This window comes from Actinokineospora baliensis, assembly GCF_016907695.1.
In the GTDB taxonomy this organism is placed as follows: Bacteria; Actinomycetota; Actinomycetes; order Mycobacteriales; family Pseudonocardiaceae; genus Actinokineospora; species Actinokineospora baliensis.
Window position 1 is genome coordinate 253,243 of the sequence record NZ_JAFBCK010000001.1, and the last position, 13,214, is coordinate 266,456.

At 70.4% G+C, this 13,214-nt stretch carries 14 protein-coding genes; 5 read left to right on the top strand and 9 right to left on the bottom strand.

The window, feature by feature from the left end; translation table 11 throughout:
- The first annotated feature begins 570 nt into the window (after positions 1–570).
- Entirely contained in the window at positions 571–2,292 is a 1,722-nt protein-coding gene (gene treZ / locus JOD54_RS00785) for a malto-oligosyltrehalose trehalohydrolase (RefSeq protein ID WP_204448700.1), read from the top strand.
- A gap of 49 nt (positions 2,293–2,341) precedes the next feature.
- On the opposite strand, the gene JOD54_RS00790 is transcribed toward treZ, so the two are convergent.
- Genes JOD54_RS00790 through JOD54_RS00805 form a run of 4 tightly spaced genes read right to left on the bottom strand, consistent with a single transcriptional unit; the run spans position 2,342 to position 5,401 of the window.
- On the bottom strand, positions 2,342–2,797 hold the full coding sequence (locus JOD54_RS00790) for a hypothetical protein (RefSeq protein ID WP_239573237.1): 456 nt from the start codon (positions 2,795–2,797) through the stop codon (positions 2,342–2,344).
- 41 nt (positions 2,798–2,838) lie between these two features.
- A complete protein-coding gene (locus JOD54_RS00795; protein ID WP_204448701.1) occupies positions 2,839–3,282 on the bottom strand; it encodes an SRPBCC family protein in 444 nt (147 codons plus the stop codon).
- 27 nt (positions 3,283–3,309) lie between these two features.
- Positions 3,310–4,821, bottom strand: a complete 1,512-nt coding sequence (locus JOD54_RS00800; protein WP_204448702.1) for a hypothetical protein — start codon at positions 4,819–4,821, stop codon at positions 3,310–3,312.
- A gap of 58 nt (positions 4,822–4,879) precedes the next feature.
- A complete protein-coding gene (locus JOD54_RS00805) occupies positions 4,880–5,401 on the bottom strand; it encodes a GNAT family N-acetyltransferase (protein ID WP_204448703.1) in 522 nt (173 codons plus the stop codon).
- A gap of 43 nt (positions 5,402–5,444) precedes the next feature.
- Between JOD54_RS00805 and JOD54_RS00810 the strand changes: the two genes are divergently transcribed.
- A complete protein-coding gene (locus tag JOD54_RS00810) occupies positions 5,445–6,452 on the top strand; it encodes a hypothetical protein (protein ID WP_204448704.1) in 1,008 nt (335 codons plus the stop codon).
- 5 nt (positions 6,453–6,457) lie between these two features.
- Here JOD54_RS00810 and JOD54_RS00815 read toward each other — a convergent pair whose 3' ends face one another.
- A complete protein-coding gene (locus JOD54_RS00815) occupies positions 6,458–7,531 on the bottom strand; it encodes an MBL fold metallo-hydrolase (RefSeq protein WP_204448705.1) in 1,074 nt (357 codons plus the stop codon).
- Positions 7,532–7,601: 70 nt separating this feature from the next.
- Positions 7,602–8,081, bottom strand: coding sequence for a hypothetical protein (locus JOD54_RS00820; protein ID WP_204448706.1), 480 nt, complete (start codon positions 8,079–8,081; stop codon positions 7,602–7,604).
- Between the two features lie 330 nt (positions 8,082–8,411).
- Between JOD54_RS00820 and JOD54_RS00825 the strand changes: the two genes are divergently transcribed.
- On the top strand, positions 8,412–9,047 hold the full coding sequence (locus tag JOD54_RS00825) for an LAVTG motif-containing sortase-dependent surface protein (protein ID WP_204448707.1): 636 nt from the start codon (positions 8,412–8,414) through the stop codon (positions 9,045–9,047).
- Between the two features lie 67 nt (positions 9,048–9,114).
- Here JOD54_RS00825 and JOD54_RS00830 read toward each other — a convergent pair whose 3' ends face one another.
- The 3 genes from JOD54_RS00830 to JOD54_RS00840 all read right to left on the bottom strand — a co-directional run bounded on the left by JOD54_RS00830 (position 9,115) and on the right by JOD54_RS00840 (position 11,723).
- On the bottom strand, positions 9,115–9,588 hold the full coding sequence (locus JOD54_RS00830) for an Lrp/AsnC family transcriptional regulator (protein ID WP_204448708.1): 474 nt from the start codon (positions 9,586–9,588) through the stop codon (positions 9,115–9,117).
- Between the two features lie 45 nt (positions 9,589–9,633).
- On the bottom strand, positions 9,634–10,782 hold the full coding sequence (locus JOD54_RS00835; protein WP_204448709.1) for a trans-sulfuration enzyme family protein: 1,149 nt from the start codon (positions 10,780–10,782) through the stop codon (positions 9,634–9,636).
- Between the two features lie 230 nt (positions 10,783–11,012).
- Positions 11,013–11,723, bottom strand: a complete 711-nt coding sequence (locus tag JOD54_RS00840) for a TetR/AcrR family transcriptional regulator (protein ID WP_204448710.1) — start codon at positions 11,721–11,723, stop codon at positions 11,013–11,015.
- A gap of 83 nt (positions 11,724–11,806) precedes the next feature.
- On the opposite strand from JOD54_RS00840, the gene JOD54_RS00845 reads away from it, so the two are divergent.
- Complete coding sequence (locus JOD54_RS00845) at positions 11,807–12,193, top strand: HIT family protein (protein WP_372440249.1); 387 nt, start codon at positions 11,807–11,809, stop codon at positions 12,191–12,193.
- Between the two features lie 207 nt (positions 12,194–12,400).
- On the top strand, positions 12,401–13,192 hold the full coding sequence (locus JOD54_RS00850; protein WP_204448712.1) for an SMP-30/gluconolactonase/LRE family protein: 792 nt from the start codon (positions 12,401–12,403) through the stop codon (positions 13,190–13,192).
- Positions 13,193–13,214: the final 22 nt, after the last annotated feature.

The window sequence follows — 13,214 nt, forward strand, 5'->3', positions numbered from 1 at the left end:
GTGTGTGATGGCCGAACCGTTCAGCGTGTGGGCGCCTGCGCGGACTCGGGTGCGGCTGGACGTCGAGCGAGTGTGGCGCGACGGCCACAGATGCGTCACGGCGCTGCAGCCAGCCGACGACGAGATTGCCAACAACCGACAGCGGCGCGGCCACGATGCCCGCGGGCTGCCCGGGACACTGCGGCTGCTCGCACGGAAGGCGAACCCATGCAGCGTGTGCACATCGTCCCGGGCGAGAAGGGGCACCACCCGGTTGCGCTGCTGGTGCACACGTGATGGCCGAGACGTCGGCGGCGCGTGGCACGCGACGCCCCCCAGTCGGGACACGGTGTTGCAACCAACCGGCGGCGAGGTGGCCGACCGAAAGCGGCGCGGCCACGATGCTCGCGGACTACCTGGTCGCGCTGCTGGCGCGCGCGTGATGGCCGTGCCCATCAGCACAGCGTCGCAAGCATCATGGACTCGGCTCGGCATCAGGGACGTTCGGTACGAGACGGCCGGCGGCGACCAAGGATGGAGCAGCATGGTGTTGTTCGCGGACTACTGGGTCACCCTGTTGGTGCGTGTGTGATGGCCGAACCGTTCAGCGTGTGGGCGCCGTCCCGGTCGCGGGTGCGGGTGGAGACTGGGGGTGCCCGGCACGAGATGGCGCGGGATGACCGGGGGTGGTGGCACGCCGAGGTTCCCGGCGCTGGCGCGGGATCCGACTACGCCTTCCTGCTCGATGACGACGCCACCCCGTTGCCGGATCCCAGGTCGTTGTGGCAGCCGAACGGGGTTCATCGGGCTTCTCGGGTCTACGAGCACCGGGCGTTCGAGTGGACGGACGCCAGGTGGACCGGGCGCCCTCTGGCCGGTGGAGTCGTCTACGAGCTGCACGTCGGGACGTTCACGAGCGTGGGGACGTTCGATGGGGCGGTTGAGAAGTTGGACCACCTGGTGGACCTGGGTGTCGACTTCGTGGAAGTGTTGCCGGTCAATGCTTTTGACGGGGTCGCCGGGTGGGGGTATGACGGGGTGCTGTGGGGGGCGGTGCACGAGCCCTACGGCGGGCCGGATGGGTTCAAGAGGTTTGTGGACGCCTGTCATGGGCGTGGGATCGCCGTGATCCTCGACGTCGTGTACAACCACCTCGGGCCTTCTGGCGCCTACCTCGACCGGTTCGGGCCGTACTTCGCGGGGAAGAACCAGTGGGGTCCGACGCTCAACCTCGACGGGCCGGAGTCCGATGAGGTCCGTCGGTACGTCATCGACAACGCCCTCGGGTGGCTGCGCGACTTCCACGTCGACGGGCTCCGGTTGGACGCCGTGCACGCGCTGGTGGACACCCGCGCGACGCACCTGTTGGAGGAGTTGGCGGTCGAGGTCGAGACCCTGTCCACCGGGCTGGGTCGGCCGTTGTCGCTGATCGCCGAGTCGGACCTGAACGATCCCCGGCACGTGACCCCCCGGGCAGCGGGCGGCTACGGCCTCGACGCCCAGTGGTGCGACGACCTGCACCACGCGTTGCACGTGACGTTGACCGGCGAGACTTCGGGCTACTACAAGGACTTCGAGCGCGCCCTGCCGGAGACGCTGCGGTCGGCGTTCTTCCACGCGGGTACGTGGTCGTCCTTCCGCAAGCGGACCCACGGCAGGCCGGTCAACACGCTGACCACACCCGGGCACCGATTCCTGGCCTACCTGCAGAACCACGACCAGATCGGCAACCGCGCCACCGGCGACCGCCTGACCGCGACGGTGTCCAACGACCGGCTGCTCTGCGGCGCCGCCCTGGTGCTGTGTTCCCCTTACACCCCAATGCTTTTCATGGGCGAGGAGTGGGGCGCGACGACCCCGTGGCAGTTCTTCGCGTCGTTCCCCGACCCGGAGTTGGCCGAGGCGGTGCGCACGGGCCGTCGGCGGGAGTTCGCCGAGCACGGCTGGGGCGAGACAGAAGTCCCGGACCCGATTTCGCCAGACACCGTCAAGAACTCCACTGTGGACTGGAACGAACTCGACGACCCCGAGCACCAGCGTGTGCTGCGGATCTACCGGGCGCTCATCGCGTTGCGCCGCAAGCACCCCGAGCTCACCGACCCGCGCCTCGACCGGTTCAAGGTCGAGCACGGCGGGGGCTGGCTGGTACTGCACCGCGCGTCCTTGCGCGTCGCCGTCAACTTCGGGCCCGACCACGTGAACCTGCCCCTGCGGGCCACCTCGGTGCTGCTCGCCGCGGACCGGGTCGAAGCCAGGGGCGACGTCGCGCTACCGCCGGAGACCTTCGCGGTGGTCAGCACGGTCCGGACATAGGTCTTGGCCGTGTCGTGCGGGACACGGCCAAGACTCCACCCGTGGACGATCACTCCACGGTGCGGCGGTACCGGACCTCCCGCCGGGGTCCGGGCAGGGCGAACTTGCGGATCAGGTAGGTCAGCGCCGCCCCGATCAGCAACCAGACGATGGCCGCGGTGCCGTAGTTGAACAGCACGGCCGCCTTCTCGGAGTCGGGGGTGAACAGGCCGTCGAAGCCCAGCGAGACACCGCCGGAGAAACCGTCCACGAACGAGGCGAAACCGTTGCGCGGGTTCGCTTCGGCGAGGACCAGGATGATCTGCGCGACCAGCACGACCGCGAACAGACCGACCACGAAGGTGATGGCCGAGCACACCATGCGCACCGCGCGCACCCGGCTCGCGTAGCTGTCCTCGACCCGCTCGTTGACCACTTCCTCGTGCACCGGGCGGACGTACTGGTCGTCCCGGTCCACCGGTAAGGCCCGGGTCCGCCGCGGGTCAGGCTCTTGCGGAACTGTCATGCACCCATGGTCGCACCACCGGGTGAAGCCCGCTTGACAACTCAGCGCGGCACGGGGTACCGCTCGACCAGCCGGTCCAGCGTCGCCCGGATCCCCTTGAGGTTCTTGGCGGGGAAGCGGACGAGCTCCAGCAGGAAGCCGATCCGCGCGGTCGACCAGTCGAAGGTCTCGGTCACCTCGGTGCGGCCGTCGCCGAGGTCGCGCAGCTGCCAGCGCCAGCGGTGGCCGTAGAAGTGCCGCCACGCGATGAGCGTGCCCTCCTCGAACTCGACCACGGTGTTGAGGATCTTGTAGGGCAGCCCGATCTTCATGTCCATGCCGAACCGCGACCCCAGTTCCAACCGCCGCGGCCCGCTCGACCGCGCGGCGACCACGCTGCCGGACCCGTCGATCAGCGGGTGCTGCGCCGGGTCGGCCAGCATCCCGAAGAGCACCGCGGCGGGTACGCCCACGATCCTGCTGTCACTCACCTGCCGCTTGGTCATGCCGAACATGTTACCCGCCGGTACATGCTAATGGGTGAGCAACTGGGCCATGCTCTCCCGCACGGTCGGGTCCGGCTCCTGGGCCACCGCGGTGCGCAGCGCGGTCTGCACGTCGGGCTGCCAGGTCTCGGGCCCCCACCCGGTCAGCGTCCGCACCGCCATCACCCGGTTGCGGACCACCGGGCAGCGCAGCGAGGTCAGCACGAACTCCACCCCGCGCCCCGGGAACTCGCGCAGGCCGGTGACCACGACGTCGAGCACGGCGTGGTCGTTCCACCTCGCGCCGACCCCCGCGATGTCGCCGGGCCCGGTGCCCAGGTCCGACAGCGGCAGGACGGTCGAGGCGATGTCCAGGATCGCGGGCAGCCGCTCCTCGGTGGCCTGCGCGAACAGGCCCGCCCAGTCGGCAGGCGAGGCATCGGTGCGGACCCGGCGCAGGGAGGCGGGGAAGCGGTCGATGTCCAGGACCGCTGCCGCGTAGGCGGCGTCGTGGAACGCCCGGTCGCCCGCGGCGTCCAGGTCGCGCAGGGTCAGCTCGCGCCAGCGCGGTTCGGCCATCAGGTCCCGGCAGCGCCGGACCAGGGTGTCGTGCCTGGCCAGATCCCAGCCCCTCGCGTACCGCAGGTCCCAGCCGGGGCCGGAGAGGAACTCGGAGATCCGGGCGGTCGCGACGAAGTGCCGGAGGCTGTGCGCGCGGCGGATCAGGTGCCCGACGAGGAGTGACACGGCGACGGGGGCTTCGTCGTAGTCGTCGATGTCCTCCGCGGGCCCGCCTTCGATCAGCGCGCAGATGATGTCGGTGGCGGCGTCGAGCAGCTCGTCGTCGACGTCGGCCGCGGAGAGGGCGGGGACGAGACCGCCGACGGTGGCCGCGCGGTGGGCGAGGTAGCCGTCGAGGACGGTGTTGCGGAAACCGCCGCGCAGCAACCACTCCCGCAGCACCGGGCCGGTGGTGTCGTCGAACCGCTCGACCACGCCGATCCGGCCCCACCCCTCGACCCCGCTGGCCAAGGCGAGCAGGGCGGGCTCGGGGTCGGCTTGAGTGGCCCGCACCGCGGCGGCGGCGAAGACGGTGAACTCCTCGTGCCTGCCCAACCGGAGCAGGACGTCCACATCGGCGGCGTCGGCGCCCAGGCCCAGCAGCGCGATGCCGAACTTCACCGGTGCGCGGTGCTCGGCCTCCGTCGCCAACTTCCTGCCGAGAGCGCGCACCCCGTCCGGCAGGCCAAGCGCCCGCACCCCGGACAGGACCTGGTCCAACTCGGCGAGGACGTCGCGGTCGCACAAGGCGGAGTAGAGCGCTTCGTGGCGCCCATCGGCGATGGCCGCCGCGACCAGGGCCGGGAGCGCGGTGGCGACCTCAGCCGGGTGGTGGGTCAGCGCGGTGCCGTCCGACCACGGGACCAGGCCGCCCCCTCGCCGGTGATCGATCTGGGCGTCGGGCAGCACGTCCCCGCCGGGGAGCAGGCCGCGGCCGCTGGGATCGAGGTGACCGGCCACGTGGTCGTGGATCGAGGGGCGGTCGTGGTTGAGGGGCACGCACCCATTGTCGCGCGCGCATCCGACACCCAGCGCGACGCGTCGAACACGCGCCGGTTCAGCCCAGTCGCTTGACGAGGAGCTCGAAGGCGAGGTCGTCGCGGCGCGGCACGCCGAACCGGTCGTCGCCGTACGGGAAGGGGACGAGCTCGCCGGTCTGGGTGTAGCCGCGGCGGACGTACCAGGCGATCAGGTCGGCGCGGGCGGTGAGGACCTTCATCCGCATCTCCGGCAACCCCCACTCCACGGCGGCGACCCGCTCCGCCTCGGCGAGGGTGAGCCTGCCGACCCCGCCCGCCTGCCTGCCCGGGTCCACGGCGAACATCCCGAAGTACCCGGCGCCGTGCTCCTCGGCGACGTGGCAGCAGGCGACGAGCACACCGTCCTGTTCGGCGACGATCACCGCGCTCTTGGCCGCGGTGATCACCTCGGCCACCCCGGCCGCGTCGGTGCGCTGACCGTCGATCAGGTCGGCTTCGGTGGTCCACCCCCGCCTGCTCGCGTCACCGCGGTAAGCGGATTCGACCAGGGGCACCAAGGCATCGACGTCGGCGAGCGTCGCGCGGCGGAAGGAGAGCACGAACCGAGCCTAGCTCTCATAGGGGACTGACTACGCTGCCCGCATGGGACTGTTCGGTCGCAGGAAGGCCAAGGCGGAGGCCGCCGCGCTCGCCGAGCACCTGGTCCTGGACCGGTGCTGGGACGACTTCGCGCTCGACGTCGGGGTCGACGCGGTGACCGACGGGCACCGCAAGGCCGGGCTGGCCCTGCTCGGCGAGTGCCGCGACGACCACGAGGCGCGCACGCAGCGGGTCCGCGCGCTCGCCGACGCCGCGATCGGGCAGTCGACCGAGATCCGGGAGTTGCTGACCACCGACGAACTCGACCAGCCCCAGGCGGCGGACGTGCTGCTGTGGCTGGGCAGCACGCTGATCGCGGAGGCGTGGGAGATCCGGGGCGGCCGGTGGGCGCGCACGGTCGGCGAGGAACGGCAGAAGCTGTTCTTCTCCCGCCTGCGCGAGGCCCGCGATCCGCTGATGGCCTCCGCCCGGCTGGCACCGGAGGACGCGACCCCGTGGGTGGAGTTGCAGCGGTACGCGCGCGGGATGCGGCTCGACCAACCGCAGCGGGACTTCGTGTGGCTAGAGGCGATGCAGCGCTGCCCCACCTCTTACCCCGCGCACGTAGGGCGGCTCCAGACGCTCGCGTTGAAGTGGGGTGGTTCGCACGAGGAGATGCTGTCGTTCGCGCGGGACACGGTGGCCAAGGCCGCGCCCGGCAGTCCTCTTGTGGCGATGCTGCCTATAGCGCACGCCGAGTACCTGCTCAACGAAGGCGACCGGTTCATCGCCGAAGGCAGCGCGTGGGCCTACGTGAAGCTCAACGCCAGGTACTTCACACCGCGGTTACGGGCGGAGTTGGCGGAAGCGGACGCCAAGGGGTCCGCTTCCGGCGTCTTCGCGAAAGAGGTGCACAACCTGTTCGGCTGGGCGATGTTGGAGTCCGGTGACCTCGACCGGGCGCGGTGGCACCTGGCCAAGGTCGGCAACCGGCCGTCCTCGCTGCCGTGGTCCTACAGCGGCGAGCACGCCTACGCCAGGGCCCTGGTCCGGTTGGGCGTGACGATCTAGACGATCTAGCAGTCGTTCCACCAGTAGTCGAGCTTCGGCGGCGCGGACACGTCCACCCGCTCGCCCGGCTTCGGGATGGCCACCGCGACGCCCTGCTTGTCGGCCTCGACCAAGAGGCGGTCCACCGGGTCCGTCCACGGGTGCGGCGCCAAGGAGAAGGTCGCCCAGTGCACCGGGATCAGCAGCCCACCGCGCACGTCCACGTGGGAGGCCACGCCCTCTTCGGGTGTCATGTGGATGTCGGGCCAACCCGGCGCGTAGGCACCGATCTGCACGAGCGTCGCGTCGAACGGGCCGTACTGGGCGCCGATCTCGCGGTAGCCCGCGAAGTAGCCGGAGTCACCGGTGTAGAAGACCTTCTTCTCGCTGCCGTCGATCACCCAAGAGGCCCATAGAGTGCCGTCGCGCTTGAACCCCCGCCCGGAGAAGTGTTGGGCAGGAGTCGCGGTCAGGGTCACCGCGCCGATCTCGTAGGACTCGTGCCAGTCGAGTTCGATGATCCGGTTCGCGGGCACCCGCCACCGCTCTAGGTGCGCACCGATGCCGAGCGGAACAACGAACGGCGCCTCTTGCGTCCGCGTGAGCGTGCGGATGGCACCGAGGTCAAGGTGGTCGTAGTGGTCGTGCGAGATGACAATGGCGTCCAAGCGCGGCAGAGACTCGATCGGCTGCGGCGGTTGGTGCAGCCTGCGCGGCCCTACCAACCTCGACGGGGAGACCCGGTCGCTCCACACGGGGTCCAGCAGCACCCGGGAGCCGTCTAGCTCAATCAAGCTAGTGGCGTGTCCGTGCCAGGTGATGTGCAGCCCGGTGTCTATAGGCGCTAGAGGCCCGACAAGGGGGATCGGACCGGCGGGCTTGCGCCCGGCGTTCTCACGGATCAGCGTGCGCAGTGTGTTGCGCATGGCGCCCGGCTCCACTGGCGTGGGCTCGGCCTGGTTGCGGAAAGCACCATCCCGGTACTGCGGCGACCGGGTAACCCTCTCGCCGCGGGGTCGGCGCCCGATGGCGAAAGGCACATCCCACGCGACCCAGGCAGCGGCAGCGGCTACCGCCAGCGCGGTCAGGACTCGTTTCATCCTTCGATAGTGCTCGCCGCCGCCTGTGGGCGCTCTCAGACCCCGCCGCGATCCCCCTCACAGGGTGGGGCTACTGCTCCCTGGTGGCCAACCGCAGCCGCATCGCCCGTCGAGCGACCAAGCCGGGCCGGGGCGTGCGGATCGAGACCGCGCCCAGGAACTCGGGCTCGACGCGCAGGCCCGCCGGTGCCGGGTAGTCCTCGTGCGGGGCGTTCGGGTGCTCCGGCGGCAGCAGGTCGAGCACCGCGCGCAGCGCCCACCTGGCGTGGCCTTGGTAGGACCAGACCACGGACTCGGCGGTGAACACGTCCCAGTCCGGGACCAGCCGCGATCTCGCCGCGGTGACGTCGTGCGCGTCCTTGATGACCACGTAGTCGACGTGGGTCTCCCACGCGTAGGTGGCCACGATCGCCTCCGGCCGGTCGGCCCCGCCGCAGAGGTGGACGGTGAACCCGTCCGCGACGACCGCGCGCAGCAGGTCGTCGATCTCGCCGAGGTGCGCCGGGTCCGCTAGGTCGAACGCGTGTGACTGCTGGCAAGGCTGGCTCATCGTGATCACCCGATTGGCCGGTGCCATCGTGGGGCAGATGCCGCCAGCGATGACACGTTGTGGTCGTACCGCCTGTCTACATCACCCGAATGAGTCATGGTGTGGGAGTGATGTCACTGACACAAAGAGGACACATATCGATGCGGTTCACACCTACAGGTGATGGGAGCGAGGTATCGCCTGGGTAACCGCGACACCAACAGTGCCTACCCGCCGAAAGTTCCACCCAAAGGGGTGACTACTCTCACGCCGCACCACCGTCGGTGGCTCGACCGTCATGCGTTCGTGTCGTCACCGCAGGCCCCTGCTGAGGATGGAGTCCCCTTGCGCATGTCCCTCTCCCGCGATTGGCTCCGCTCCGCGGGCCGCGTCGCCGCCGTCACGACCCTCGCCGCCGCGGCCCTCTCGCTGTTCGCGGGCAGCGCGAGCGCGCACGTCCCGTCTTACGGGGTCAACTGCGACCGCGAGACCGGCGTGCTCACGGTCTGGATCCAGGCCGACTCCTACCAGGACTCCGAGCAGGTCGTGAACCGCGCGGTGGTGAAGGACGGCGACAAGACGCTGCTCAACACCACCTTCAAGAGCGCGCTGGAGCGCAAGACCTGGGAGCTCGACGGCACCGTCGACCACAAGCTCACCTTCGACGTCGACATCGAGCCGGACCCCAACAAGCCGAAGTGGGAACTGCACGAGGTCGAGAACGTGAAGGCGTGCAAGACCGAGACGACCAAGCCGACCACGACCACCACCACGACGGTCGCGCCCACCACGGTCTCGACCACGCCGTCGTCCACCGCGCCGACCACGGCCAGCACGGTGATCTCGCCGACCACCACGGTCGCCCCGAACCCGAACGACCTGCCCGACACCGGCTCCAACGTCGGCCTGCCGCTGGCCATCGGTGGCCTGCTCGTGCTGGGCGGCGGTGGCGCCCTGCTCGTCGCGCGCCGCAAGCGCAGCAATTAGTACGTAGAACGACGAACGGCCGGACCCACGTTGGTCCGGCCGTTCGTCGTTCTCCGAGTTCGTGGTTCTACGAGATGGGGGTCTGCACCGGGCTGGTGATGGCCTCGAAGACCAGCAGCGTGTTCACCGAGACCACCTCCGTCCGGTTGAGCAGTCGGGAGATGAGCAGCTGCTGCAGGTGGGTGGTGTCCGGCACGGCCACCTGGATCAGGTAGTCGTCCGGGCCTGCCACGTGCAGCAGCGACACCGTCTCCGGCTGCTCCAGGACGAACGCCTTGAACTCCTCCACTACGCGCTGCCGGTGCGGCCTCACCCGGACTGACAGCAGTGCGCTTATAGGCCTACCGAGCGCGGCGAGGTTGACCGTGGCGTGGAAGCCCGTGAGCACACCGCGCCGCCTAAGCGACCGAACCCGCTCCAGTGCCGTCGACGGGGCGACGCCGACTATGGCGGCGAGCTCCTTGTTCTGCACGCGGGCGTCGCGTTGCAGTTCGCGCAGGATGGCGAGGTCCGTGGCGTCGATGTCGGCTGGCTGGCCCATGGTGTCCGTGTCTCTCTGCCGCAGGTCGGTCTCTCCGAACCTATGTCAGCGGTGGGCGTCCTTGAGCGCGTAGTCCAGATCGGCCTGGACGTCGTCCGGGTGCTCAAGCCCAACCGATATTCGCAGTACAGCGGCATGCGGCTTGGCGTGCGCGGCGACCGGGCGGTGGGTGAGTGATGCCGGGTGCTGGATGAGGGTGTCGACGCCGCCCAGCGACACGGCGTGGGTGACCAGCCGCACGCCGCTCACCGTGCGCGCGGCCTCGTCGGGGCCCGCGACGGCGAAAGCGATCATCGCGCCGGGCCCGGACATCTGGGTGCCGACGAGCGGGCCGGACGGGAAGAAAACCTCGCGCACGTACTCGTGGCCCGATAGCCACTCTGCGAGCCTCTTGGCGTTCTCCTGCTGGGTCGACACCCGGATCGGCAGGGTCTGTAGGCCGCGGTGGAGCAAGTAGGCGGCGAGCGGGTGCATAAGCCCGCCGGTGACCGCGCGGACCTGCCTGAGCTTGGCGGCCCACTCAGCGGAGGTGGCCACTACGCCACCGATCACGTCACCGTGTCCCCCGAGGTACTTGGTCGCCGAGTGCAGGACCAGGGCCGCGCCGTGCTCTATAGGACGCTGCAGGACCGGGGTGGCGAACGTGTTGTCCACGATGACGGGCACCCCGTTGGCCTGCGCGGTGACAGAGGCCAGGTCGAACAGCTCAAGGGTGGGGTTCGCCGGGGTCTCGACGATGACGAAGCCGGTGTCCTCACGCACCGCGGCGGCGATGCCGTCCGGAGTGGCCCACGTGACCGTGGTGCCTAGAAGGCCGGAGGCCAACACGTGGTCCGAACCCCCATAGAGGGGCCTAACGGCGACGATGTGGGACTTTCCCGCCGCGACGGTGGCCGTGAGACAGGCAGCCAACGCCGCCATCCCAGAGCCAAACGCGACGGCCTGCTCCGCGCCCTCCAGCCGCGCCAGAGCCGACTCGAACCGCGCGACGGTCGGGTTCCACAGGCGCTGGTAGACGAGGCCACCCTCGGCAGGGGGTAACCCGCCGGTGGCGAGGGCCTCGTAGGCCGCCCCACCGGAGTCGACATCGGGGATCGGGTTCGTCGTGGAGAGATCGATCGGGGGCACGTGCACCCCCAGCGCGGCGAGGTCCTCGCGTCCCGCGTGCACAGCCGTGGTGGCCAGACTGGTCATCCCGCACCCTCCTCAAAGGTCGGGCCCAGGATGGGTGCTGCGAAACCCCCGCGGACCGGTCACCGAAACGCGGGGGAGAAATGGCAGGCGCACCCGCCGCCAGTTCGGCCGAACACCACCGTTCAGCCCCCAAAACCGAATCCGATTCGCCGACGCCGCGGCCGCGGCGTCCCGATTGGGAATCGATCTCGCGTTCCACCGCTGCGGTTGAGAATCGCGTTCGCCTTCGATCAGCCCACGGCCGATTCCGGCGCGATCGACTCCTCGGCGATGTGGTCGGTGGTCGAGGCGGCAGCTGTGTCCGATGTGTCCTGGTGATCCGCCCCCGTGGGCTCGTGAGCGGCGACGAGGCTTTCGATGATGCCCCGGGTGCGCTCCAGGGTGTCCTGGTGGCCGGTGTGCGAGAGGCGGAAAGCCAGTCGGGTCAGGACGTCGCCGAGGGTGACGCACTGGAGCAGGGTCGTGCGCAGCGCCTGGGTGTCGGTGAAGGCGAAGTGGCGGACCAGCAGGGTCGCGAACGCTTCGGCGAGCGGGTCTTTGGCGTCGTCCTGGGGCTCCAGTTCGCCCGCGGCCAGCCCGGCGCCGCTGATCGCGCGGAACCCGTCCTCGGTGCGGCACATGTCCACATAGACCGCGTAGGCGCGGTCGAGCCCCGCGCGCCACCCGCGCACCGGCGTGCGGTCGGCGAGGACGCGTTCGTGGAATCGGCGGGTGTTGCGTTCGACGACCGCGCGCATGACGGCGGTTTTGTCCGGGAAGTACCGGTAGACCGATCCGATCGACACGGTCGCCGCCTTGGCGATGTCCGCCGTGGTGGTCGCTGCGTACCCCTTGACGGCGACGACCCTGGCCGCGGCGTCGAGGATCCGCTCGATCTGGCGGCTGGCCCGATACTGGGTGGGCGTGCGCCGGACCCGGTAGGGCGTGTCTGGAACGGTCACGCGGGCCATTGTGCCCAGAAGGATTCGGACGTTCGGCCCATGAGGAGGGATCCTTGTCGGAAACATGCGTGTTCTGTCGAATCGTGGCTGGGGAACTGCCTGCGGTCATGGTCCACCAGGACACTGATGTGGTCGCTTTCCTCGACCACCGGCCGCTCTTTCGCGGTCACGTCCTCTTGGTCCCGCGCACCCACGTGACCGTGCTGAGCGATCTGCCCGCCGAGCAACTCGTGCCGTTCTTCGGGATGGCGCAGCGACTGGAACGGGCCGTCGAGGACGGTCTCGGTGCGGACGGTTCGCTGGTGCTGATCAACAACATCGTCAGCCAGTCGGTGCCCCACCTGCACCTGCACGTCATCCCGCGCCACCGCAAGGACGGCCTGCGGTTCTGGCTCGGCCCGCGCCACCCCTACGACGCCGAGCACCCGGCGGAGGCGTACGCGGCCAAGATCCGCGCCCAGCTGGCCTAGCGCGTCCCCCTCGGCGCGGGAAGCACTCACCGGGGCGCGGGAATTCGGCGCGAACGCCACCCCCGGCGTGTGACCGTCGGCTACCGTGCGTAGTGCCACCGGCGGCCCGTGGCGGGGAAAATGGGGACATCCGGGCCTTGCGCTCGGCGCCGCCGCCGGACACATTGGTTCAGACCACTTAGTGGTTCAGACCAAAGAGGGGGCGCCATGGCGATGATCAGACCGACCGAGCTGATCGCCCGGCGGTGCGTGGGGCTGCTCGGCAGCCGGGTCAGCGGCCCGCGCTGGACCGGCCGCACGCTGTCCTGGGTGGACACCGAGCGGTCGGTGCTGCAGTTGGGGCGGATGACCCCGCTGGGCCCCCGACACATCGCGACGCTGGTGCTCGACGGCCGGGTGGTCGCCGCGGTACCCGCCACCGGCGGCTGGGTGGTCGGCGGCGACCCGGTGTTCCTGCGCCAGGACGGCCGCGCGGTCGCGCTCGACCTGCCCGCCTGCGACGGCCTCTGGTGCGACCCGGCCGGGCGGCTGTGGCTGGGCACCGACCACGGGCTGCACCGGGTCGACCTCGGCGGCCGCGTCCAGACCGTGCTCGACGGGCCGACCGCCGCCCTGGCCTGGAGCCCGGACACCAGGACCCTGTACCGGGTCAGCGACGGCGGCCTGGCCGCACACGACTTCGACCTCGCCAACGGCACCGCCGGTCGCGCCCGCCCGCTGGTGTCCTCCGCGCGCGGGGTCGCCGTCGACACCGACGGGTTCGCCTGGGTCGCGGGCGGCAACACCGTCCGCCGAGTCGACCACACCGGTGTGGCGTACACGATCGTCCGGCTGGAGGGCGCCCCCGCGCTCGACTGCTGCTTCGCCGGCCCCACGCTGTTGATCACCTCGGCCGACGGGGCGGTGCACTCCTGCGCCCCCGGCACCACCGGCGCCCCCTCGGTGCGCTGGACGGGCCCGCACCGACGGGGCAAGACGGGCGCACCGGCGTTCCCCTGACCAGAGCAGGGTGGTCACCGTG